This is a genomic window from Polynucleobacter sp. MWH-Berg-3C6 (genome assembly GCF_018881855.1).
GTDB lineage: Bacteria > Pseudomonadota > Gammaproteobacteria > Burkholderiales > Burkholderiaceae > Polynucleobacter.
In genome coordinates this window covers 89628-111560 of the sequence record NZ_JACVPN010000002.1, presented here as the reverse complement: position 1 = coordinate 111560, position 21933 = coordinate 89628, and the positions used below count along the sequence as shown (strand labels likewise).

The window sequence follows — 21933 nt, the reverse complement described above, 5'->3', positions numbered from 1 at the left end:
GAGCATCTTATTAACCCTAAAGACGCAATGTCTTTGTTCTTGCAACTCCTTTATAATTCCCTAAGCATCTGAATTAAAAGGGATTATTCCTAAAAATCCATTTCTGCTGGTTTGACAGCCACTCTGGGCTCTTGGACAATGCATGCGGTGGTTTGATTCGAGCCGCAACCTCACATGACAGCCAATATTTCCACAACTTCTAGTAAAAATACCCTAGTGCTTGAAGGCCGTGGACTTCGATGTATCCGAGGTGAAAAGCAATTATTTGCAGATCTCAATGTTCGGATTACATCCGGAAATTGTTTGCATGTACGCGGTGAGAATGGCATAGGCAAAACAAGCCTGTTGCGACTCTTAACGGGTTTATCAAAACCAGATTCTGGTGAAGTTCTTTGGGGCGATCATTCAATTGCTCTTGAGCCAAGTGCTTATCATCGCGAGCTCTTATTTCTGGGCCATCGAGATGCTTTAAAAGAAGATCTCACCGCCTTAGAAAATTTACAAATGTACGCGGCACTTGATGATGTTTCTCTTTCTCAAGAACAAGCCTTAGCTGCTTTATGGCGGTTTGGTTTGCGAGGCCGAGAAAATTTATCCGTCAACTGTTTATCTGCAGGGCAAAAGCGACGTGTTCTGATGGCTCGCATGCTAACGCGCCAAGCGAAGCTGTGGATTTTGGATGAGCCCTTTAATGCCTTGGATATGCAAGCAGTTCATGAGCTTGAGAATCTGATTGCTGAGCACATCTCTGGCGGGGGCCTTGTTGTATTAACAAGCCATCAAGAAGTCAATATCCCGAATGTACAGGTTCTAGAGTTATGAGAGCTCTTCTGGCCATCATTCGCCGTGACTTACTTTTGGTGATGCGCCGAAAGAGTGAAGTCCTTACTGCATTATTTTTCTTTGTAGTAGTGACAAGCTTATTTCCACTGGGCATTGGTGCTGATGCCGCTTTATTGCGAAAAATTGCTCCAGGTGTAATCTGGGTGGCAGCTTTACTGGCTACCTTATTAGGCTTGCATCGTATGTTCGCTGCTGACTATCAGGATGGCGCTTTAGAGCAGATGGCTTTATCACCGCAACCTATGGTGCTATTGGTTGCGGGAAAAATTATTGCACACTGGCTGGTATGTGGCTTGCCCTTGGTGCTTTTGGCTCCAATTATTGGTATTCAGTTTGATTTGGATGCCAATTCTTTATCTGTATTGATGGCCACCCTCTTGCTTGGAACTCCAGTACTATCTTTGTTGGGTTCTATTGGCGCGGCATTAACCCTGGGGGTCCGGGGAGGCAGCGTATTGATGAGCTTGTTAATTTTGCCTTTGTATATTCCGGTATTAATTTTCGGTGCTGGTGCGGTCTATGCAAATAGCGTTGGTTTGGATACATCTGGCCATTTTTCCTTGCTCAGCGCTTTATTGATTTTGGCTTTAGCATTTGTACCTTGGGTTAGTGCCGCTGCCGTAAAGATTGCGATTGAATGAATCAGGTAAATAATTCTTCTTTTTCTAATAGCCGCTTGATGAATTGGTTTAAGTTATCAAGCCCTAGTACTTTTTATCCGCTCGCCGGAAAATTGATTCCTATTTTTTGGGCGCTTGCTGCCATCTTCGGATTGGCTGGTTTGTGGATCAGCTTTTTTGTTGCCCCAGTAGATGCAGTTCAAGGTCAGGGTTATCGCATTATTTTTGTCCATGTACCGGCTTCGTGGATGTCCATGTTTTTATATCTTGTCATGGCTGCATGGGCTGGACTCGGCTTAATTTTTAATACCCGCTTATCCGCCATGATGGCCCAAGCTTTAGCTCCGATTGGAGCATGGATGGCGTTCCTATCTTTATGGACCGGAGCATTTTGGGGTAAGCCAATGTGGGGCGCTTGGTGGGTTTGGGATGCGCGCCTGACTTCCGAATTAATCCTACTGTTTTTATATTTGGGCTTTATTGCCTTGCAGGCATCTATTGATAATCCCCGCCGTGCTGATAAAGCGGGTGCTATTTTGGCTTTAGTAGGGGTGGTAAATGTGCCGATTATTTATTTCTCAGTCAAATGGTGGAATACCTTGCATCAGGGTGCTTCGGTTTCTTTAACAAAAGCGCCTGCAATGGCACAGACGATGTTATGGGGCATGCTTTTAATGGCCCTGTGTTTCTGGATGTATTCCATTGCCGTAGGTTTGATGCGGGTACGAGCAATCATTTTGGAGCGTGAGGCTCATACTGATTGGGTGAGACAATTGAGCGAGGTCAAGAACTAATGTGGAATAGTCCAGCAGAATTCTTTGCAATGGGTGGCTATGCACTATATGTGTGGAGCAGCTTTGGTGCCTGTGCCCTGGTTTTATTGCTTGAGCCCTTGGCAGTGCGTGCTCGTTTTAAGGTGATTGTAAAAAGACTCAAGCAAGAACATTTAGCTGAGCAGTTTGATAGAGAAGGTAGTCAGTGAAGCCTAGACATAAACGTGCGTTAATCATTATTGCTGCTCTAGTAGTCATTGGAGTTGCTGCGCTATTGATTCTCAATGCACTCAATAGCAATATCGCTTTATATGTGACCCCTAGTGAAGTTGCTGCGGGTAAGGCACCACAGGGTCAAGCCTTTCGTATTGGCGGGATGGTTAAAGATGGCTCTGTAAAGCGTGATGGCTTGACAGTCCATTTTGTGATTACTGATCTTGCAAAAGATATTCCAGTAGCTTACACAGGCATTCTTCCCGATTTGTTTAAAGAAGGTAAGGGCGCCGTGATTCAAGGTCGCATGAATGCAAGCGGAGAATTTATTGCTAGCGAGGTTTTAGCTAAGCATGATGAAAACTATATGCCGCCTGAAGCCAAACATGCTCTAGAGCAAGCTCAAAAAAATGGAAACAATAAATGATTCCTGAGTTTGGCCATTACGCATTAATTCTCGCGCTTTGTGTGGCCCTGATTCAAGGGGTGCTTCCGCTTGTTGGTGCGCACCAAGGTCGTAGCGAGTGGTTAGTGTTAGCAAGACCTGCCGCTCAAACCGTCTTCTTACTTCTGGCTATTGCCTTTGTAATCTTAGCCTGGAGTTTTTATAGCAATGATTTTTCAGTACTCTATGTCGCTGAGCACTCTAATTCTCTGATGCCTGTGATGTATCGCTTGGGTGCTGTCTGGGGCGGACATGAAGGTTCATTGCTCTTGTGGGTTTTCTTATTAAGCACCTGGACGATTTTGGTGGCTCAGCTCTCTAAGGCTTTAGATGAGTTTATGGTTGCTAGAGTGATTGGTGTTTTAGGTTTGGTGACAAGTGGACTCCTGCTTTTTGTACTCACAACCTCAAATCCATTTATGCGTTTGCTTCCTGCAGCGCAAGATGGCCGCTCTTTAAATCCACTCTTACAAGATCCTGGTTTGGTGTTTCATCCACCGATGTTGTATATGGGGTATGTTGGTTTCTCAGTCGCTTTTGCTTTTGCAATCGCATCCTTGCTTTCTGGAAGATTAGATGCTGCTTGGGCGCGCTGGTCGCGTCCTTGGACAACCGCTGCTTGGGTATTTCTGACTCTTGGTATTGCTCTGGGTTCTTGGTGGGCTTACTACGAGCTAGGCTGGGGTGGATGGTGGTTCTGGGATCCAGTAGAGAATGCATCCTTTATCCCTTGGCTAGTCGGCACTGCTCTATTACATTCATTGGCAGTTACAGAAAAGCGCGGTGGCTTTAAGAGTTGGACCGTGCTCTTGGCAATTACTGCATTCTCACTATCTTTATTGGGAACTTTCTTGGTTCGCTCAGGCGTGCTGACATCAGTGCATGCCTTTGCCACTGACCCTAGGCGCGGCATTTTCATTCTCATTTTCTTAGTTGTCGTAGTTGGCTCTTCTTTAACTCTCTATGCATGGCGTGCACCAAAGAGCTCCCTAGGCGGTAAATTTAGCTTTAGCTCCAGAGAGACTTTTATTCTCTTAGGAAACGTCTTCTTGGTTGTATCTGCTGGCTCTGTTCTGCTTGGGACCTTATATCCTTTGTTAATAGATGCTCTTCACTTAGGAAAGATTTCAGTAGGACCTCCTTATTTCAATAGCGTGTTTGTGCCCATCATGATTCCTTTGTTGGTCCTAATGGGTATTGGCCCTTGGACAAGCTGGAAAAATTCAGATCTGCCAGCAGTAATTAAGCGCTTGTGGATTGCAGGATTGGTCGCTGTTGTTGCTGGCATTACTATTCCTCTGATGATGGGCGAGTTCACTTGGCTTGCTGGTATCGGTTTCTTATTGGCCTTCTGGGTAATTGCTTCTGGGTGTTTGCAGATTATTCGTCAGGCCAAAGCAGGCAAGCCAACGCGTTCATTTATTGGTATGCAGCTAGCCCACCTTGGAATTGCGGTATTTGTGATTGGCGTCACTATGGTTGGCGCGTATCAAGAAGAAAAAGATGTTCGTATGTCTGCCGGGGAGACGGTTTCGGTAGGTGGATATCAAATTCAGTTGCAAGGCGTCAATCTCGTGCCAGGGCCAAACTATCAAGCCATGCGTGGAACTTTCTTACTCAGTAAGAATGGAGGTTCCCAGACTTCCTTGTATCCAGAGAAGCGGAATTATTTCTCCTCAACCATGCCAATGACCGAAGCTGCGATTGATGTTGGTTTGACACGAGACATCTATGTTTCGCTTGGTGAAGAGTTGCCTGATAAATCCTGGGCGGTACGTGTGTATTACAAGCCTTTTGTGGATTGGATCTGGGGCGGCTGTTTGTTGATGGCTCTTGGCGGGGTTCTGGCAATCTCTGATAAGCGCTATCGCATGAAATTGAAAAGACAAGTTTCATGAAAGCTAAGTTTCTAATTCCTCTAGTGCTATTTTTGGTCTTGGCAGTTTTTCTGGCGATTGGCCTCAATCGGGATCCACATGAAGTGCCGTCGCCATTAATCAATAAGCTGGCACCAGCATTTGAGATTCCACAACTATCAGAGTCCAATCAATCTTTTTCACCTGCCAGCATGAAGGGCCAGGTCTGGGTATTGAATGTTTGGGCGTCTTGGTGTGTAGCTTGTCGTGAAGAGCACCCAGTATTGGTGGAGCTTGGCAAGTCAAAGATAGCACCCATCATTGGTTTGGACTACAAAGATAAGCGTGAGGACGCTCTCGCAATGCTAGCTAAGCAAGGTAACCCTTACCAACTATCCGCTTTTGATTCCAATGGGCGGGTTGGGATTGATTACGGGGTCTATGGCGTGCCTGAAACCTATGTGATTGATAAGGCCGGCATCATCCGCTTTAAGCATATTGGCCCGATCACGATGGATTTACTCAATAAAAAGATTTATCCATTAATCAGTGAGCTACAGAAATCATGAAGATATTTTTACTCATGATTCTCTGTGTGCTCAGCTTTAGCTCGCCATTCGCTAAAGATGCCACCCCTTTGGCGGATGATCCTGTGACTGAGCAACGCTTAATCAGTATCTCTGAAGAAATGCGTTGCCTGGTTTGTCAAAATGAATCATTAGCTGGATCACGCTCTGATTTAGCCAATGACCTGCGGCGAGAAATTCGGACCCTAATTAAAGAAGGTAAGAGCGACGATCAAATTAGAAACTTCATGGTCGAGCGCTATGGGGACTTTGTGCTCTATCGGCCACCTGTTAAGCCAATTACCTGGCTGCTTTGGATTGGCCCCTTCATTATTTTATTAATTGGTATAGCGGTGCTATTTACTTATTTGCGCCGCAGAAATAATGCTGTTACTACCATCACCTTGTCAGATGATGACAATAAGAGAATTGACGCCTTGCTCAATGCCAAAGATGAGAAGGGGCTGCTATGACCAGTTTTCTGATTGCCGCTTTTCTATTATTAGTTCTAGTGCTGCTCCTGTTATTGCGTCCATTTATATTTCCGGCAAAAGTAGAAGCAACCTCTCGCCGTCAAATGAATGCCGCAATTTATCGTGAAGAGCTTGAAAAACTAGAGGCAGAGCGTAGTGCAGGCTCTATCAATGGCGCTGATTATGAAATTGCCCATGCCGAAATGCGTCAGCGCCTCTATCAGGATACGAACGAAGAGGATGATCGCTCTGTAATGGGTTCAAGCAAGATCACGGTCATTGGTCTATGTATATTCGTATCGGTGCTTTCGGCAGGCTTTTATTTCTCATTAGGAGATGCTACTCGTATTGCCGAGCAGGGTACTCAGCAGCCTATGACTCAAGAAGGTGTTGAGAAAATGGTTACTGAATTTGCTGCAAAGATGGAAAAGGACCCAACGAATTTGAAGGGTTGGGTAATGCTGGCTCGTTCGTATCGCATCTTGGGTCGCAATGAGGATGCTGCAAAAGCATATGAGCGCGCAGGAAATTTTATTGATACTGACCCCCAGCTCTTAGCTGATTATGCTGATGTGCTGGCCGCTAATGCAAATGGCAACTTTGCCGGTAAACCTCTCAAACTCATTAATCAAGCACTCAGCTTAGATCCCAATAATCTCATGGCGCTATGGCTCTCCGGGACTGCTTCCTACACCACTGGAAATTACAAAGCGGCTGTACAAACTTGGGAGAAGCTTGCGCAACAGTTACCACCAGGCTCTGAAGAAGCGCGCTCCATTGCCGAGTCTATTGCTGATGCGCGTACTAAGGGCGGCCTCTCATCTAAGGCTGTTGTCAGTAATAAAGGAATCAGCGGCAAGATTGAGATTTCTGCTGATCTGAAATCGAAAGTGAAATCTAGCGATATTGTGATGGTCATTGCACGTAAGCCAGGCGAACGTATGCCAGTTGCAGTGCTGAAGACTTCTATCTCAGAGTTTCCGATGAATTTTGCTTTAACGGATGCTTTGGCGATGAATCCAAATGCACCACTCTCTCAAATTGCGGAAGCCTCCATTGAGGTCAGAATCTCTAAAACGGGGATGGCTAAACCCGAGATAGGAGATTTGATGTCTTCCCCGCAAACGGTGAAGGTCGGGGCGGGCAATGTGCGGCTAGTCATTGACCAGGTGCGCCAGTAAGTCCTAGTTAGCCCCCCAATTAGGCAGACATTTGCCTATTTTTATCAGCGGGGCATAATGCAAAAAACATTAGAGACTTCTATGAAATCCCTCAAAAAACATCTTTTCAATCCCGTTACCGTATTGGCATCCTTTCTTGTGGCGATGGTCGCCATTTTCAGTGTTTTGTGGATCCTCATTCCACCTCCGCCAAAGGTCATAGAGATGGCGGCCGGATTGCCGACTGGGCTTTATTACCAGTTTGGAGAGCGTCTAAAGGCCGAGCTTGTGGAGGACAGAATCAAGCTTGATGTCATAGAAACTGGTGGGACAGTTGACAATCTGAAGTTGCTGGGAGATTCAAAGTCAGAGGTAGATTTTGCAATCGTGCAAGGTGGTGTTGCTGAGATTTCCCAATACCCTAAACTTGTTTCGATTGCTGGCATGTTTTATGAACCAATCTGGGTCTGGTATCGAGAGGAAGCATTTAAGAGCGAGGGCGGACTGAGGGTTCTGAAGCAATTAAAGGGCAAACGTGTTTCACTTGGTAATGAGGGCAGCGGTACTTTAGCGCTTAGCAATGCTTTACTGAAAATCAGCGGCATATCCGAGAGTGAATTACGTGCAGAAAAGCTAAAACCTGATCAGGCTGTAGAAAAGCTCAATCGTGGTGAATTGGATGTGGCATTCATTGTGGTGGCTGCTGAAGCACCTGTTATTAAAAAATTCTATGAAGTTCCTGGTATTCGGTTAATGAACTTTGAACAAGCAGACGCTTACACACGGAACCTGCCATACCTTTCCAAGGTTAATGTCCCTAGAGGTTTGCTAAGTATTGAGCATGACTTACCGCGCCAGGATATACAGGTCATTGCACCTACGGCCACACTAGTTGCCCGGGAGGATATCAGCCCTGCCTTGGTTTCCCTTTTGCTAGGTGCTTCATACGATATTCTGAAGTCGTACTCACGCCTGCAAAAAGTAGGTGAGTTCCCCTCTAGTGTTGGATTGGATTTTCCTTTGCATGTGGATGCAGAGATTTATTTAAAAGATGGACCTTCTTTCTTGCACCGTCATCTACCGTTCTGGACTGCAGTTTGGATAGGGCGCTTTGTAAAAATCGTGATTCCGCTTTTGGTGATTTTTATTCCTTTATTTACCTATGTTCCAGCGGTAAAAAACTTTTTCTTAAAACTCAAGCTTGCGCAGGTGTATGAAGAGCTCAAAGTGATTGAGAAAAATGCCTTAAATCCTGAGCTCAAGGAGAAGAATTTAAGAGACCTAGAGTCAATCGAAAATCGGGTTGGGGCTATGAAGGTTTCAATGATGGATGCTAAAGAGTGGTATGACCTTAAGGGTCATATAGGTGATGTTAGAACACGCTTAAATCTATATAGTTAATTGGAGACAAAATGTATAAAAAAATATGCGCGCTACTGACATTCATTTTTGGATTAAGCATTTCTGTATCGGTACTGGCTCAGCCTTATCCTAATAAGCCAATATCCCTGGTAGTCCCCCAGGCGGCGGGCGGAACCAATGATATTGTTGCTCGCTTGATTGCACCTGCTTATGGCGAAGCAATTGGTAGCTCTATCGTCGTTGAAAATAGACCTGGTGCAGGCGGCAATATTGGCACGCAAAGTGTGGCGCGCTCTCCTAAAGATGGCTACACCCTACTGTTAACAATTAATAGCGCACAAGCAATTAATCCTTCTCTATATAAGAACCCAGGATTTGATCCTGTTAATGACTTTGTGCCCCTGTATTACATCGGCGCCACACCATATGTATTGGTTTCACCACCAGGATCTCCTTATAAAACGCTTGCTGATGTAGTTGCAGCAGCGAAAAAGAAGCCTGGTGAACTTTCATATGCGTCTGCTGGGAACGGCACAATCAGCCATCTGCTGGGTGCCATGCTGAACACCAGCGCTGGTATTGAAATGCAGCATATCCCTTACAAAGGCGTTGCTCCTGCAATTAATGATGTATTAGGCGGACAAGTACCACTTGCTTTTGCGAGTCTGCCCTCAGCAATTAATTACATCAAGGCGGGTAAGCTGCAGGCGATTGCTATTAGCTCTGCTAAGCGTTCTAGCGCAGCACCAGAAATCCCAGCGATTGCAGAAACCTATCCTGATTGTGTGGGTGAGGTTTGGGTTGCGACCTTTGCTCCAATCGGTGTGAGCGCTGATGTCATTAAGAAAAATCAAGTTGCAATGGAAAAGGTGATGGCAAGAGCAGACGTGCGTGAGAAGTTAACTGCTCAGGGTTTAGATCTCAATCCAGTTCCCTCTGCAAAGCTAGGAACTTTGCTCAAGGATGAGTTGGCTAAATGGGCAAAAATTGTGAAAGCATCCGGCGCGCAGTTGGATTGATGCTATTTTGATGATTGCCATAAAATAGACCTATGACTAATGCCACTCTAGCGCCAGAACTGACTTCGGCCAAAGAGCTTGCTCAGGCTTTACGCTCCCAGGGATATGTGGTGGCGTCAGCCGAAACCGTTGCTGAAATGAGCAAGGTCACGCTAGCGAATTTGCTGAACTTAGGCCAGTACTGGGAAGGTTTGCCTCGCGATCCATATTTAAAGGATGGCGGCCGTTATCGTTTTCGTCGTCATGCAAGTTATGAGATTAAAGGCGATCATCTCAACTTAGTGCCGCATCGTGCCCATTGGCAGTCTGTCAATTACAACGCTTTGCATGGTGGTATTGAGCGCTGGTTTGAGCCTGTTCAAGCAACGCTATTAAATGACCCTGCTTGGCAGTCTCTTTTACTAGGTCTTGCTCAGGTCTTGAGTGGATTAAAGCCAGCTAAAACTTGGTTTGTAGAAGCGCATCAATTTCGGATTGATACTACTGACGGTATTGGTCGACCAACACCTGAGGGTGCGCACCGCGACGGCGTCGATTTTGTAGCAGTATTTTTGTTAAACCGTGTGGGCATTAAAGGTGGAGAAACCAGAATTTTTGATACCTCTGGTTCTGCTGGCTTACGCTTTACCTTAGCTCAACCTTGGTCGGTGTTGCTCATGAATGATGAGCGGATGATTCATGAATCAACCCCGATTCAGCCGCTTGGGGATTACGGCTATCGTGACACCTTAGTGCTCACCTTTAGATCTAACGGCTTTCAGGATTCACCAAATCGAAGCCAGCAGTAAAGAAGTCCTTATTCTGGTTGAATACCCGCTTCTCTGATGGCCTTGCCCCATTTTGCAGTCTCAATTTTAATTTTCTGACCCAGGGCTTCTGGTGTTATTGCTTGAGTTTCAAAACCCATTGCAGAAAATCGCTCAGTAACCTCTTTTGACTTCGATGCCTCGTTAATCGCTTTATTCAGTTTGAGGACGGCATCTTTTGGCATATCGGCTGGGCCGAATGCAGCAAAGAAAGAAATGAGTTCATAGCCTTTGATCCCTAAAGCTTCATTGACTGTAGGTAACTCTGGAATGGCGGGTGAGCGTTTAAGAGATGTCACTGCTAAGCCGCGGATTTTTCCTGCTTGTACTTGCGGTAAGCTCACTCCAAAGTCAGAGGTAAACATATTGACTTGGCCACCTATGACATCTGTCATGGCATTCGGACCGCTCTTATAAGATACGCCAGTCATTTTGATATCAGCGGCAGTTGCCAGCATTTCTGAGGATACCCTTTGCGATGTGCTTGCATAGGCAAAGGTCATTTTTCCGGGATTCGCTTTAGCAAGCGATACAAATCCATTCAGTGATTTAGCAGGCACATCATTATTGATAGCAATGATGAGTGGTGCTGAACCAAAGAATCCAATAGGAGTAAAAGCAGTATCTTGGTTATAGGGTAGATTTTTGACTAAGCTTTTGAGTGCAGCATTGGTGCTATTAGTTCCAATCAGAATGGTGTAGCCATCTGCTGGAGCTTTAGCAACAAAATCAGCGCCAATGAGTCCATTGGCTCCAGGGCGATTCTCAATGACTACTGGCTGACCTAAGAGTTCAGACATCTTGGCTGCAAAAGCTCGGCCAATCTGATCGGTGGTGCTACCTGGAGCAAATGGAACAATGGCCTTAATAGGCTTTGAAGGGTAGTTATCTGCCAGCACTAAGGCGCTAGCAAGGCTAATGGTTAGTGCGGTTCCCAGTTTGATTAAATTAGCCAAAATACGATTATTTTTCATGCTGTCTCCATCTGTTTTTTCTTAGTGTAGCGGGTCTTTGCTCTTAGGGCGAGTAGAATGGATTCACGTTTTTACTGATACTTTATGCGCTTTCGATCGGTTGGCTATACCCCTCTCATGCTCATGGCACAAACCTGTGCTTTATTGGGCTTTGCATGCTACGCAGTAGTTCTGACTACTTTGCAGGAGGAGTGGCATTTAAGCAATCTAGAATCTGGGTTAATTGCTAGTGCATTTTTCTTTGGCTATATGTTGGCAGTGCCTTTAGCTACTGCAATAACTGATCGAGTCGATGCTCGTAAGATTTATTTAATCGGCGGCCTCTCTGCAACCTTTGGACTCTTAGGTATGAGTCTATTGGCATTCAATTTTTGGACTGCATTATTTTTCATGGCAATCAATGGTGCTGGTCTTGCTGGTACTTATATGCCTGGCCTCAAAATTTTGTCGGACCGAATTCAGTCCGGTGAACTGACGCGTCACATTGCCTTCTATACCGCCTTCTTTGGCATTGGCACTGGATTTTCTTATTTATGTTCAGGTTGGATTTTAAGTGGACTTGGTTGGCATTATGTCTTTGGCATCATTGCCCTTGGACCTTTTACAGCATTTTTAATTGTATTGCTTCTCATTCCTCCGCTGCAGCATGAGAAGTGGAAGAGGTCAATCCAAATTCGTTTGCATGATATTTTTCCAGTTGAGAAGTGGAAATTAGTATTACAAGACAAAAAAGCATCTGGATTTATTTTTGGCTATACCGCGCATTCCTTAGAGCTATTTGCATCTAGAAGCTGGCTCGTAGCCTTCTTTGTATTTTGTGCTGCGGTATCGGGAGAGCCATTTCTATTGGGCGCAACAACACTGGCGGGCGTCATTAATTTCTTTGGCGTGCCTGCCTCTATTCTAGGTAATGAGATTGCTCTTCGAATTGGACGTCAAAAGTGGGTATGTATTGTGATGCTAAGTAGTGCAGTTTTGGGAATTGCGCTAGCGTGCTCGACAGGTCAATCTTGGTGGCTGATTGTTGCTTTGGCTGTTGGGCATGCCATCTTTATCATGGCTGACTCTGCGACCTTAACTGCGGGCTTAGTCATTAGCGCCAAAGAAAATATCAAAGGCGCTGCTATGGGCCTACATTCCCTCATGGGCTTTGGTGGAGGTATGTTGGGCCCCGCAATTTTTGGTTTTGTATTGGATATTTCTGGCTCACGTTCATCACAGGCTGCATGGGTTTGGGCTTACGTTGCTATAGTGATATGGGGCGTTCTATTTGTTTTGTATGAGCGTCGCAATGGTTGGGTGGGCAAAACAGCTCAATGAGTAAGACACTTACTTGTTATCACTGCTCCAGCACAATTTCGTCTAGCGAATTAATAGAATCAGATTTAGCTGGCGTGCGTCGTGCGTTTTGTTGCCCTGGCTGCATGGCAATTGCCCAAACAATTCATGGTGAAGGCTTGGAAGTTTTTTATGCAAGGCGTGTGCAATCTAGTGAAAAGCCTGCCGCGTATCTTGCTCTTAATGAAATCCCAAAAAAGCTCAAGCCTTACGATGATCCTTCTTTGCTAGGGCGCTTTACGAGACCTGATGGCGATACAGGCGATCTAGAAACAACTCTACGATTAGAGAAAATTCGGTGTGCAGCATGCGTCTGGTTGTGCGAGCAACACTTACGACGTCTCGATGGTGTGAACGATGTACAAATTAATTACGTCACACAAAAAGTGATTGTGCGATTCTCACCAGGTAAAACGAGCCTAGCAAGATTGCTTTTTGAAATCGAGCGAGTGGGTTATGAAGCCTGGCCTTTTGAACCTTCTTTAGTTTTGGACCGGGCAAAACAAGAGAGGCGTCAACTGTTGACCCGTCTGGGTGTGGCCATGCTGGGTATGATGCAAGTCATGATGTATGCCTGGCCTACGTATGTTGGCGCAGATATAACACCAGAGTTTGACTTGTTATTAGGTTGGACAAGTTGGGCTCTCACAGTGCCAGTGATAGTGTATTCCGCAGGACCTATCTTTCAGGCTGCATGGCGCAGCGTGCGGTCATTTGCGCAAACGCATCTGTTGGGTATGGATGTGCCTATTGCTATTGCGTTAGCCTTGGCATTTACAGCGGGCACACTCAATTTAATTACAGGTTCTGGCCAGAGCTATTTTGATTCAATCACTATGTTTGTAGCATTCATTTTGGCCGCGCGCTATGTTGAGTTGCTAGCAAGACAAGATGCCCAAGGTGGTGCTGAAGCACTCGCTAAACAATTGCCTGCAACTTGTGAGCGTTTGATTAATTTTCCAGTATCCCAAGAAATCGAAGTGGTGCCGGTAGTCAACTGTAAGCCTGGTGAAGTACTGCGTGTATCACCTGGTGAAGTGGTCCCTGCCGATGGAATTTTGATCGATCACCCAAGTGCCCTAGATGAATCTTTACTCACTGGAGAATCTAAGCCAGTAGAGAAAAAGATTGGCGATCACCTATATGCTGGCACACATAACATTCTCAATCCTTTGTTTATGAGAATCGATGCGGTTGGACAATCTACCCGTATTGCAGGCATTGCATCATTATTAGATCAAGCATTACTTGCTAAGCCAGTCATGGTAAGCCTGGCTGAAAAGTGGGCAGCATACTTTGTTGCCTTCTTGTTACTAAGTGCATTTATCTCGTCAGCAATTTGGCTATATTTTGATCCGAGCCAAGCTTGGACCGTATTGGTTTCTTTCTTAGTAGCAAGTTGCCCCTGCGCTCTATCGCTAGCTATTCCAACTGCTATGGCATCGGCACAAGGCGCAGTGACGAAGCAGGGTTTACTGATTGTGCGTGCCCATGTTCTTGAGGGCCTAGTTAAGGCGACCGATCTTGTATTAGATAAGACTGGCACTTTAACTATGGGTCAGCCAGAGCTACAAGAAATTATTCATTTACGAGTTGGTTATCGTCGTGAAGATGCCCTTGCTCTAGCAGCGGCATTAGAAGCGGGTCAAAGACATCCTCTAGCCCTGTCTTTATTGCGTGCAGCCCAGCTGGAGAGCTTGGTACTGCCAAGCTTGAATGATCCTGTGACGAATCAATTGGGTAAGGGTTTGAGTTCAGGCCCATATCGCTTGGGGAGTGCGGCTTGGCTCGGAGTAAGACTGGATGGAAGTGTAGGGCAATACGGCCAAGTGCATTTAGTGGATGAGCAAGGACTGATTGCGAGCTTTATTTTCTTGGATACACCTAGACCGGGACTGGAACAATTTCTTAAGACTGTCAAAACTCGAAAGATTACCGTGCACTTAGTATCCGGAGATGATCCGACAACAGTGGCTTGGTGGGCACATCATGTTGGCATTGAAAATTATCAAGGTGTTTGTACTCCTGAGGACAAGTATGACTATATCGAGCGCTTGCAAAAAGATAATCATTTTGTGTGGGCAATTGGCGATGGCGTGAACGATGCACCGCTATTAGCACGCGCTGATATTTCAATTGCGGTTGGTGCCGGCGCTCCTTTAGCTGCTGCTGGTGCAGATGCCATTCTGACAGCTGTCTCTTTGGAGTCTTTAGCAAAAATCTTGCGATTAGCTGATAAGACTCAAGCGATCATCAAGCAAAATTTATTGTGGGCACTCATTTATAACTTGCTTGCTATTCCGGCTGCGATGCTGGGCTTAGTCAATCCGTGGGTAGCCGGCATTGGAATGTCTCTATCTTCACTTGCGGTCACTTTAAATGCCTGGCGTTTGCGAAAAGCTTAGACTATAGAGATGGAAAGCTTATTTCTTTTAATCCCCTTGTCCTTGGTTTTGGTAGGTCTCTTGGCGTGGATTCTGCACTGGTCTATCAAGAGTGGTCAGTTTGATGATTTAGATGGTCCGGGACAGTCTATTTTGATGGATGATGACGCTCCAGGGCATCATAAAGTTAGTGAAAACTCTCCAAAATAGCGATATAGAAATTCAATCTCCCTGCATTCTCCAATCTGTTCTTCGGTTGGTCAGTATTTTGACCCATCCTTTTTGATATAGATCAAAACCCCCTTAAAGCCTTACTTTGATAATCAATCCAGTCTATTTGGATTATGTCGCTGTTTGGTCACAAAAAAGGAGAAACCATGGGACTTACCGTGGGGAGCAATCAAGATACCTTCAATTACAAGGTTGTCAGCCAATTTGCCATTGTTACTGTGCTCTGGGGAATTGTTGGCATGCTCGTGGGGGTCATCCTCGCAGCTCAGCTGATCTGGCCTGAAATCACTTTTAATATTCCATGGCTTAGCTATGGTCGTTTGCGTCCTTTGCATACCAATGCAGTGATTTTCGCCTTTGGTGGTTCCGCCTTATTTGCAACTTCCTACTACATCGTACAGCGTACTTGTCAGGTGAGGCTGTTCAGTGACAAGTTGGCGGCATTTACCTTTTGGGGTTGGCAAGCGGTCATCGTTGCTGCAGCCATCACTTTGCCATTGGGTATTACGAGCTCTAAAGAGTACGCAGAACTTGAGTGGCCAATTGACTTATTAATTACGGTAGTTTGGGTTGCCTATGCAATCGTGTTCTTTGGTACGATCCTTAAGCGTAAGACTAAACATATTTACGTTTCAAACTGGTTCTTCGGCGCATACATTTTGACAATTGCTGTTTTGCATATTGTGAACAATATCGAGATGCCAGCAAGCCTATTCAAGTCTTATTCAGCATATGCGGGTGCGCAAGATGCCATGATTCAGTGGTGGTATGGACATAATGCAGTGGGCTTCTTCTTGACCACTAGCTTCTTAGGCATGATGTACTACTTCATTCCGAAGCAAGCAGAGCGTCCAATCTACTCCTATCGCCTATCTATCGTTCACTTCTGGGCTTTGAACTTTACCTATATGTGGGCAGGCCCTCATCATCTACAGCACACTTCGTTGCCAGACTGGACTCAGTCGTTAGGTATGGTGTTCTCACTGATTTTATTGGCTCCATCATGGGGCGGCATGATCAACGGCATCATGACCCTGTCAGGCGCTTGGTATAAATTACGTCGCGATCCCATCTTGAAGTTCTTAGTAGTGGCCTTGTCCTTCTACGGCATGTCTACCTTTGAGGGTTCGATGATGTCGATTAAGACTGTCAACAGCCTATCCCACTACACAGACTGGACTATTGGTCACGTACACTCTGGCGCTCTTGGTTGGGTCGCCATGATCACCATTGGCTCTTTGTACTACTTGATTCCGCGTTTAGTGGGCCAACGGAATATGTATAGTACTAAGTTAATCGAAGTGCATTTCTGGATTGCAACCATTGGTGTGGTGATTTACATCGCTGCTATGTGGATTGCTGGCGTGATGCAAGGTTTAATGTGGAGAGCCTTTGAACCGGACGGAACTTTGACTTATAGCTTTGTTGAATCAGTTAAAGCCACCTATCCCTTCTATGTCATTCGTTTGTTGGGCGGCTTGTGCTACTTAAGCGGCATGTTGCTCATGGCCTACAACGTCTATAAGACAGTGGCTGGTAAGAAATTTATTGATGCTGTAATTCCTCAAGCGTCTATAGCTGCTCATTAAGGATAAGAACATGTCAGAACAACGTCGATTTTTTTCCCACGATACGCTTGAGCGCAATGTTGGCTGGTTGATTATCGCCACCATTGCGGCAATCTCGGTTGCTGGTTTGGTGCAGATCGTTCCATTATTTTTCCAACACTCCACTACTGAGCCAAGCCCTGGAATCGAGCCTTACTCAGCATTGCGTTTAGCGGGTCGCGATATCTATCAGCGCGAAGGTTGCTTAGGTTGCCATTCACAGCAGATTCGTACGCTACGTTCAGAGGTAGAGCGTTATGGCCCTTACTCTTTGGCTGGTGAGTCAGTATTTGACCATCCATTTTTGTGGGGTAGTAAGCGTACTGGACCAGATTTAGCTCGTGTGGGGGGTCGTTATTCTGATGACTGGCATCGTATCCACTTGCGTAATCCACGCGACGTGGTGCCTGAGTCCAATATGCCGGCTTATCCATATTTGCAAAAGCCAGCTGCTGCCGACACTATTGCCGATCATATGACTGCAATGCGTCGCTTAGGCGTTCCATACACTGATGAGCAGATCGCAAATGCTCCGAAAGAGTTAGAGGGTAAAACCGAAGAAGATGCTTTGATTGCCTACCTGCAGGGCCTTGGTGTTAATCGTAGATACATCATTGTTGACGAGGTAGTTGCTAAGTAATTCTTAGTAAGGAAGAAATTATGCAAAATATCGCCCCCTATCTCTCAGCAATCTCTACCGTGCTTGGCTTGGTATTTTTTATAGGAATCATTTGGTGGGCTTGGTCTGCAAAAAGACAGCCTGCTAATCAAGAATCTGCCGAACTTCCGTTCGATCTTCCCGATGAATTCAGTAAGGATAAATCATGAGTGACTTTCTTGGTGCCGGTTGGAGTGCCTATATCGCCTTAGTAACGCTGGTCGGTATTATTTGGTGCGTTTGGCTATTATTTTCTCAACGTAAGGCCAAGGTTATTCACACAGCTGACGGTGCAGTAGCTGACACCGGGCATGTTTGGGATGATGACCTTCGTGAGTTAAATAATCCATTACCACGCTGGTGGATGTGGATGTTCCTACTATCCTGCATCTTTGCATTGGTTTATCTTGTGCTGTATCCAGGCTTAGGCTCTTACCCTGGTGTTTTGGGTTACAGCACAGATGGTGCTTTGATGCAGTCAATGACAACAGCAAACGATGAGCTGAAGCCTGTCTACGCAAAGTATATGAAGATGGACGTTGAGCAAGTTGCCGCCGATCCCAAAGCGCGCGAGATGGGTCAGCGCTTGTTCTTGAACTCTTGCGCACAGTGTCATGGCTCTGATGCTGGTGGCTCAAAGGGCTTCCCCAATTTGACAGATCGTGATTGGCTGTATGGTGGCTCACCAGAAAACATTAAGGCTACGATTGTGAATGGTCGTGGCGGTGTAATGCCTCCATTCCCACAGCTAGACAGTAAGCAGATTGAGGATGTAGCTAATTACGTTCGCAGTCTTTCTGGATTGCCAGCCAATGATCTCAAAGCAGCTAGCGGGGCAGAGCTATTTAAATCAAACTGCGCAGCTTGTCATGGTGCTGATGGTAAGGGCAATATTGTTTTAGGTGCGCCAAACTTAACCGATAAGACTTGGTTATATGGCGGTTCAGAAGCAACCATTATTGAAACGGTTACTAAGGGTCGTATGGCGATGATGCCTGCTCAGGATAAAGTGTTGAGTCCTGAGAAGATTCACTTGCTGACGGCCTACGTTTGGGGCTTATCCAACAATAAGCAACCAGCAGACTCAAAGTAAGTGGTGCCAAGTAATACGCCGGGTGGAAAGCCTATTCCGATTGAAGTGATTGAGGAATCTCTTTATGAGGTCCGGCGAAAGATTTACCCACGCTCGGTAAGCGGACTATTTGCACGTTGGCGCCTCATTCTAGTGATTGCTACGCAATTACTGTTTTATGGTTTGCCATGGCTTAGTTGGAATGATCGCCAAGCGGTTCTCTTTGATTTAATTCAGCGCAAGTTTTATATATTTGGCCTGGTGCTTTGGCCGCAAGACGTGATCTACCTCACGCTCTTATTAATTCTATCTGCACTAGCTTTATTTCTCTTTACTGCAGTGGCTGGCCGTCTATTCTGCGGCTACGCTTGTCCGCAAACGGTTTATACCGAGATCTTTATGTGGATCGAGCGTAAGGTTGAGGGCGATCGTTTTGCGCGCATTCGTTTAGATGGCGAAGAGTGGCCTTGGGGGTTGAGAAAATGGCGTCTGAAGCTCACTAAACATTTTCTTTGGTTGATCATCGCATTCTGGACTGGCTTTACCTTTATTGGTTACTTCACACCCATTGAAACCTTAGGGTCTGCTTTAGTGCATTTATCACTTGGCCCATGGCAAACCTTCTGGCTCTGTTTTTATAGCTTTGCTACCTGGGGCAATGCAGGCTTTATGCGTGAGCAAGTCTGCAAATACATGTGTCCATATGCACGTTTCCAAAGCGTGATGGTAGATAAAGACACTTTCTTAGTTACCTACGACAAGGTGCGTGGCGAGCCGAGAGGTAGTCGGAATAAATCGGCCGATCACGGCTCTATGGGCTTAGGTGATTGTGTGGACTGCAGTATTTGTGTGCAAGTTTGTCCAACTGGAATTGATATTCGTGATGGTATGCAATACATGTGCATCGGTTGTGGTGCTTGTATTGACGCTTGTGATCAAGTGATGGATAAAGTGGATTATCCAAAGGGGTTGATCCGCTATACGACTGAACGTGCGATTGAAGATCAAGAATCCAATCAGAGTGCAATCAAGCATATCTTGCGCCCAAGGGTTTTGATCTATACCGCCTTCATAACCGTTCTTGCTTCTGCATTCTTAATTTCTCTAGTGACACGTAATCCCTTGAGGGTTGATGTGATGCGGGATCGTGGCGCCTTAGCTCGAGAAGTTGAAGGTGTAAGGATTGAGAATATTTACCGTATTCAGATCATGAATGCCTCCGAGCATCCCATGAAAGTTCAGATCAAGGCGACAGGCTTAGATGATTTACGAATTTTGAACTCTCAAGGCAAAGAAATCACCGAGATTAATGTGGGCCCAGCTAGCAATCAGTTGCTCCCAGTGAAGGTTAGCAGCACAATTGGTCGGAATAATGCTGGTAATTACCCCATTCATTTTGATGTAGTAGCAAAAGAACTTTCAGGTGATAAGGCAATCACCAGAACTCGCGAAGAGAAGTCTACTTTTATTATTCCCCGTTAAGCATAGAGGCAATGGAGAGGATGCATATGACAGAACAGCAAACTACAAAACCTTGGTGGAAGCAGTTGTGGCCTTGGTTACTCATTAGTGGACCAGCAGTAGCAATGGTTGGTTGCATTATTACTATTTGGCTTGCAGTCAATATGTATAGCGATAAACCATTGCGCGATGGTGTAGTGAAGCAAGGCTTAAAGGTGGAGCAACTTAAAGACGCGCAGGTAAACAAATGAAGTACCGCTTGCTGATCTGGATCTTGTGGCCATCCTTTTTAGTGGCTGGGATGGCAGAGGGTCTGTTATTTACAGTGATTCATCCACAAGACCTTTTATTCTTTGGGCATCATCCAGAAATCTCGGATGAAGGTATTTACACCATTGGATTTTTTGCGATCTGGCTATTCTGTGCAGTTTCTAGCGGTTTAACCGCTTACATTCTGCCTGGTATTGAGGCACCTGATACTAAAGGAATTGATCGCGGCTTGCTTTAAACCTGCTTAAGAGGAGCCTCGGTGTGGCAGCTTTGCCTATCAGGATTCGGAACGCCGGCTAATTCGTACAAGCCATCCATATCAATGAGTTTAATGTGACGTTGCTTAATTTGAATCAAGCCAGATTCGGCAAAACGCGAGAGCATCCGACTCACAGTTTCAATTTGAATGCCAAGATAGCTGCCAATCTCAACACGACTCATACGTAAATCAAATTCATTATTGAGGTAACCGCGTGCCGCTAAACGTTGTGAGAGGCTAAGTAAAAATGCTGCCAATCTTTCTTCGGCTCTCATGGTGCCAAGAGAAAGTAAATGGCGTTGATCTTGGGTCAGCTCGCGACTCATGATCTTATGAAACTGATTTTGTAGTATTGGAATCTGACGGGCTAAATCTTCAAAAGCATCATAGCGAATAATGCAGACTTCACTTTCCTCTAATGCAATCGCATCTGATTGATAGTGACCCTCGCCGATACCATCTAAGCCCAGGATTTCGCCAGGAAGATGAAAGCCGATCACTTGCTGACGACCATCTTGAAGGGAGTATTCTGTTTTGAGTGTGCCAAAGCGTACGCTGTAGACTGAGCTTAAGGTTTCGCCATGCCGGTAGAGACTTTCCCCTTTTTGGAGGTGGACACGCTCTTTGATCAAGCTATCTACTTTAGAAACATCGCTGCTACTGAGTCCAACGGGAAGACAAAACTGACCCAGTACGCAGACTGAGCATTTGCTGGTTGGGGAGTCAGTGGGTTTGTAATTCATCTTGGAGCTAATTATCAAGCAGTTTATTCTATTAATATGAAAATCAGCACTTTCACCTACTCTTACTGGAATCGATGCTAACTACCAGCCTTCTTTTGGCAGTCTTCCTAGGGGCCTTAGTTAGTGGCTGGCATTGCGCTTTGATGTGCGGAGGTATCGCGGCTGCCATTGAGCGACCGATTGCCTTAGAGAGCCCATTAAGGTCAAAATCTGAGCTTTTTTATCTACAGCTAGTCATGCATCTAGGACGCGTAACAACCTACGTCATTTTGGGGGCGATTGCTGCGTGGGTAGGGGTTGTGGTTTGGCAACAAAACATCATTCCGATTCAGCGCCCTTTATTCGCTTTTACTTCTCTCATCTTGATCTGGATGGGCTTACGTCTCTTCCGTTTAGGTAAGTCAGAAGGGCTTTTGGGCGCTAAGTGGTTAAGCACCAAAATTGCAGCTTATTGGGCAAAGTATTTAGGGCAAATGGCAAGCGGACCTTCACGGTGGTTTAGCGGCATGCTTTGGGGCTTAGTTCCCTGCGGTCTGGTCTACAGTGTTTTACCACTGGCATTTCTCTCTGGTGATGTGACAACGGGTGCAGCCTTGATGCTTGCATTTGGTTTGGGAACGCTACCCAACTTATTATTGATCTCTAAATTTTCTGCAGCTCTCACGCAGTTTGGTCAATATATTTGGGTGCGCTATTGCGCAGCTGGATTGCTATTTGCTGCCGGAGGATTTGGTTTGTACCGCGCCTGGACTTTGCCAGAAGCTTTATTAAAAGATGGCTTCTGTATTTCTTGAGTAGAG

25 protein-coding genes are annotated in these 21933 nt (G+C 45.6%); 23 read left to right on the top strand and 2 right to left on the bottom strand.

Features of this window, described 5'->3' with window-relative positions:
• The first annotated feature begins 174 nt into the window (after positions 1-174).
• From ccmA to ICN13_RS05495, 12 genes are all read left to right on the top strand, one after another.
• Positions 175-822, top strand: coding sequence for a cytochrome c biogenesis heme-transporting ATPase CcmA (gene ccmA, locus ICN13_RS05550; RefSeq protein WP_216139415.1), 648 nt, complete (start codon positions 175-177; stop codon positions 820-822).
• Positions 819-1484: a heme exporter protein CcmB gene (gene ccmB / locus ICN13_RS05545; RefSeq protein WP_216139414.1), complete on the top strand. Its 666-nt coding sequence runs from the start codon at positions 819-821 to the stop codon at positions 1482-1484. The genes ccmA and ccmB overlap by 4 nt, the downstream gene beginning before the upstream one ends.
• On the top strand, positions 1481-2257 hold the full coding sequence (ccmC, locus tag ICN13_RS05540; protein ID WP_216139413.1) for a heme ABC transporter permease CcmC: 777 nt from the start codon (positions 1481-1483) through the stop codon (positions 2255-2257). The genes ccmB and ccmC overlap by 4 nt, the downstream gene beginning before the upstream one ends.
• Complete coding sequence (gene ccmD / locus ICN13_RS05535) at positions 2257-2445, top strand: heme exporter protein CcmD (protein ID WP_216139412.1); 189 nt, start codon at positions 2257-2259, stop codon at positions 2443-2445. The genes ccmC and ccmD overlap by 1 nt, the downstream gene beginning before the upstream one ends.
• The gene (gene ccmE, locus ICN13_RS05530; RefSeq protein WP_216139411.1) at positions 2442-2876 is read left to right on the top strand and encodes a cytochrome c maturation protein CcmE; all 435 of its coding nucleotides are present in this window, start codon (positions 2442-2444) and stop codon (positions 2874-2876) included. Before ccmD ends, ccmE begins: the two co-directional genes overlap by 4 nt.
• The gene (locus ICN13_RS05525) at positions 2873-4792 is read left to right on the top strand and encodes a heme lyase CcmF/NrfE family subunit (protein ID WP_216139410.1); all 1920 of its coding nucleotides are present in this window, start codon (positions 2873-2875) and stop codon (positions 4790-4792) included. The genes ccmE and ICN13_RS05525 overlap by 4 nt, the downstream gene beginning before the upstream one ends.
• A complete protein-coding gene (locus ICN13_RS05520) occupies positions 4789-5319 on the top strand; it encodes a DsbE family thiol:disulfide interchange protein (RefSeq protein ID WP_216139409.1) in 531 nt (176 codons plus the stop codon). Before ICN13_RS05525 ends, ICN13_RS05520 begins: the two co-directional genes overlap by 4 nt.
• Positions 5316-5789: a cytochrome c-type biogenesis protein gene (locus ICN13_RS05515; RefSeq protein ID WP_216139408.1), complete on the top strand. Its 474-nt coding sequence runs from the start codon at positions 5316-5318 to the stop codon at positions 5787-5789. The genes ICN13_RS05520 and ICN13_RS05515 overlap by 4 nt, the downstream gene beginning before the upstream one ends.
• Positions 5786-6970 (top strand): c-type cytochrome biogenesis protein CcmI, encoded by a 1185-nt coding sequence (gene ccmI, locus ICN13_RS05510; protein ID WP_216139407.1) that lies wholly within the window; start codon positions 5786-5788, stop codon positions 6968-6970. The genes ICN13_RS05515 and ccmI overlap by 4 nt, the downstream gene beginning before the upstream one ends.
• Before the next feature lie 81 nt (positions 6971-7051).
• Positions 7052-8350 carry a TAXI family TRAP transporter solute-binding subunit gene (locus ICN13_RS05505; RefSeq protein WP_216139406.1) on the top strand — a complete coding sequence of 433 codons (1299 nt, stop codon included), beginning with the start codon at positions 7052-7054 and terminating at the stop codon, positions 8348-8350.
• Between the two features lie 11 nt (positions 8351-8361).
• Positions 8362-9330 (top strand): tripartite tricarboxylate transporter substrate binding protein, encoded by a 969-nt coding sequence (locus ICN13_RS05500; RefSeq protein ID WP_216139405.1) that lies wholly within the window; start codon positions 8362-8364, stop codon positions 9328-9330.
• 32 nt (positions 9331-9362) lie between these two features.
• Positions 9363-10118 carry a 2OG-Fe dioxygenase family protein gene (locus ICN13_RS05495; protein WP_216139404.1) on the top strand — a complete coding sequence of 252 codons (756 nt, stop codon included), beginning with the start codon at positions 9363-9365 and terminating at the stop codon, positions 10116-10118.
• A gap of 8 nt (positions 10119-10126) precedes the next feature.
• Here ICN13_RS05495 and ICN13_RS05490 read toward each other — a convergent pair whose 3' ends face one another.
• The gene (locus ICN13_RS05490; protein WP_216139403.1) at positions 10127-11110 is read right to left on the bottom strand and encodes a tripartite tricarboxylate transporter substrate binding protein; all 984 of its coding nucleotides are present in this window, start codon (positions 11108-11110) and stop codon (positions 10127-10129) included.
• A 123-nt stretch (positions 11111-11233) separates the two neighbouring features.
• Here ICN13_RS05490 and ICN13_RS05485 point away from each other — a divergent pair, with 123 nt between their 5' ends.
• The 10 genes from ICN13_RS05485 (at position 11234) to ICN13_RS05440 (ending at position 20369) form a co-directional block, all read left to right on the top strand.
• Positions 11234-12430 carry an MFS transporter gene (locus ICN13_RS05485; RefSeq protein ID WP_255534059.1) on the top strand — a complete coding sequence of 399 codons (1197 nt, stop codon included), beginning with the start codon at positions 11234-11236 and terminating at the stop codon, positions 12428-12430.
• On the top strand, positions 12427-14853 hold the full coding sequence (locus tag ICN13_RS05480) for a heavy metal translocating P-type ATPase (RefSeq protein WP_216139401.1): 2427 nt from the start codon (positions 12427-12429) through the stop codon (positions 14851-14853). Before ICN13_RS05485 ends, ICN13_RS05480 begins: the two co-directional genes overlap by 4 nt.
• A 9-nt stretch (positions 14854-14862) precedes the next feature.
• On the top strand, positions 14863-15042 hold the full coding sequence (ccoS, locus tag ICN13_RS05475) for a cbb3-type cytochrome oxidase assembly protein CcoS (protein WP_216139400.1): 180 nt from the start codon (positions 14863-14865) through the stop codon (positions 15040-15042).
• Positions 15043-15209: 167 nt separating this feature from the next.
• Positions 15210-16652 carry a cytochrome-c oxidase, cbb3-type subunit I gene (gene ccoN, locus ICN13_RS05470; RefSeq protein WP_216139399.1) on the top strand — a complete coding sequence of 481 codons (1443 nt, stop codon included), beginning with the start codon at positions 15210-15212 and terminating at the stop codon, positions 16650-16652.
• 10 nt (positions 16653-16662) lie between these two features.
• Positions 16663-17310, top strand: a complete 648-nt coding sequence (ccoO, locus tag ICN13_RS05465) for a cytochrome-c oxidase, cbb3-type subunit II (RefSeq protein ID WP_216139398.1) — start codon at positions 16663-16665, stop codon at positions 17308-17310.
• Between the two features lie 20 nt (positions 17311-17330).
• Positions 17331-17498 (top strand): CcoQ/FixQ family Cbb3-type cytochrome c oxidase assembly chaperone, encoded by a 168-nt coding sequence (locus tag ICN13_RS05460; RefSeq protein ID WP_216139397.1) that lies wholly within the window; start codon positions 17331-17333, stop codon positions 17496-17498.
• Positions 17495-18421: a cytochrome-c oxidase, cbb3-type subunit III gene (gene ccoP / locus ICN13_RS05455; protein ID WP_216139396.1), complete on the top strand. Its 927-nt coding sequence runs from the start codon at positions 17495-17497 to the stop codon at positions 18419-18421. Before ICN13_RS05460 ends, ccoP begins: the two co-directional genes overlap by 4 nt.
• Before the next feature lie 3 nt (positions 18422-18424).
• A complete protein-coding gene (ccoG, locus tag ICN13_RS05450; protein WP_216139395.1) occupies positions 18425-19882 on the top strand; it encodes a cytochrome c oxidase accessory protein CcoG in 1458 nt (485 codons plus the stop codon).
• 26 nt (positions 19883-19908) lie between these two features.
• Positions 19909-20112 (top strand): FixH family protein, encoded by a 204-nt coding sequence (locus ICN13_RS05445; RefSeq protein WP_216139394.1) that lies wholly within the window; start codon positions 19909-19911, stop codon positions 20110-20112.
• Positions 20109-20369 (top strand): hypothetical protein, encoded by a 261-nt coding sequence (locus ICN13_RS05440; protein ID WP_216139393.1) that lies wholly within the window; start codon positions 20109-20111, stop codon positions 20367-20369. The genes ICN13_RS05445 and ICN13_RS05440 overlap by 4 nt, the downstream gene beginning before the upstream one ends.
• Here the strand turns inward: ICN13_RS05440 and fnr are convergent.
• Positions 20366-21133 (bottom strand): fumarate/nitrate reduction transcriptional regulator Fnr, encoded by a 768-nt coding sequence (gene fnr / locus ICN13_RS05435; RefSeq protein ID WP_216139392.1) that lies wholly within the window; start codon positions 21131-21133, stop codon positions 20366-20368. The two genes, ICN13_RS05440 and fnr, sit on opposite strands and share 4 nt — an antisense overlap.
• Positions 21134-21207: 74 nt before the next feature.
• Between fnr and ICN13_RS05430 the strand changes: the two genes are divergently transcribed.
• Positions 21208-21927, top strand: a complete 720-nt coding sequence (locus tag ICN13_RS05430) for a sulfite exporter TauE/SafE family protein (protein ID WP_216139391.1) — start codon at positions 21208-21210, stop codon at positions 21925-21927.
• Positions 21928-21933 lie beyond the last annotated feature (6 nt).

Coding starts and splice junctions, on each gene's coding strand:
- ccmA (WP_216139415.1), top strand. CDS start 175: ATGACAGCCAATATTTCCACAACTTCTAGTAAAAATACCCTAGTGCTT.
- ccmB (WP_216139414.1), top strand. CDS start 819: ATGAGAGCTCTTCTGGCCATCATTCGCCGTGACTTACTTTTGGTGATG.
- ccmC (WP_216139413.1), top strand. CDS start 1,481: ATGAATCAGGTAAATAATTCTTCTTTTTCTAATAGCCGCTTGATGAAT.
- ccmD (WP_216139412.1), top strand. CDS start 2,257: ATGTGGAATAGTCCAGCAGAATTCTTTGCAATGGGTGGCTATGCACTA.
- ICN13_RS05525 (WP_216139410.1), top strand. CDS start 2,873: ATGATTCCTGAGTTTGGCCATTACGCATTAATTCTCGCGCTTTGTGTG.
- ICN13_RS05520 (WP_216139409.1), top strand. CDS start 4,789: ATGAAAGCTAAGTTTCTAATTCCTCTAGTGCTATTTTTGGTCTTGGCA.
- ICN13_RS05515 (WP_216139408.1), top strand. CDS start 5,316: ATGAAGATATTTTTACTCATGATTCTCTGTGTGCTCAGCTTTAGCTCG.
- ccmI (WP_216139407.1), top strand. CDS start 5,786: ATGACCAGTTTTCTGATTGCCGCTTTTCTATTATTAGTTCTAGTGCTG.
- ICN13_RS05505 (WP_216139406.1), top strand. CDS start 7,052: ATGAAATCCCTCAAAAAACATCTTTTCAATCCCGTTACCGTATTGGCA.
- ICN13_RS05500 (WP_216139405.1), top strand. CDS start 8,362: ATGTATAAAAAAATATGCGCGCTACTGACATTCATTTTTGGATTAAGC.
- ICN13_RS05495 (WP_216139404.1), top strand. CDS start 9,363: ATGACTAATGCCACTCTAGCGCCAGAACTGACTTCGGCCAAAGAGCTT.
- ICN13_RS05490 (WP_216139403.1), bottom strand. CDS start 11,110: ATGAAAAATAATCGTATTTTGGCTAATTTAATCAAACTGGGAACCGCA.
- ICN13_RS05485 (WP_255534059.1), top strand. CDS start 11,234: ATGGCACAAACCTGTGCTTTATTGGGCTTTGCATGCTACGCAGTAGTT.
- ICN13_RS05480 (WP_216139401.1), top strand. CDS start 12,427: ATGAGTAAGACACTTACTTGTTATCACTGCTCCAGCACAATTTCGTCT.
- ccoS (WP_216139400.1), top strand. CDS start 14,863: ATGGAAAGCTTATTTCTTTTAATCCCCTTGTCCTTGGTTTTGGTAGGT.
- ccoN (WP_216139399.1), top strand. CDS start 15,210: ATGGGACTTACCGTGGGGAGCAATCAAGATACCTTCAATTACAAGGTT.
- ccoO (WP_216139398.1), top strand. CDS start 16,663: ATGTCAGAACAACGTCGATTTTTTTCCCACGATACGCTTGAGCGCAAT.
- ICN13_RS05460 (WP_216139397.1), top strand. CDS start 17,331: ATGCAAAATATCGCCCCCTATCTCTCAGCAATCTCTACCGTGCTTGGC.
- ccoP (WP_216139396.1), top strand. CDS start 17,495: ATGAGTGACTTTCTTGGTGCCGGTTGGAGTGCCTATATCGCCTTAGTA.
- ICN13_RS05445 (WP_216139394.1), top strand. CDS start 19,909: ATGACAGAACAGCAAACTACAAAACCTTGGTGGAAGCAGTTGTGGCCT.
- ICN13_RS05440 (WP_216139393.1), top strand. CDS start 20,109: ATGAAGTACCGCTTGCTGATCTGGATCTTGTGGCCATCCTTTTTAGTG.
- fnr (WP_216139392.1), bottom strand. CDS start 21,133: ATGAATTACAAACCCACTGACTCCCCAACCAGCAAATGCTCAGTCTGC.
- ICN13_RS05430 (WP_216139391.1), top strand. CDS start 21,208: ATGCTAACTACCAGCCTTCTTTTGGCAGTCTTCCTAGGGGCCTTAGTT.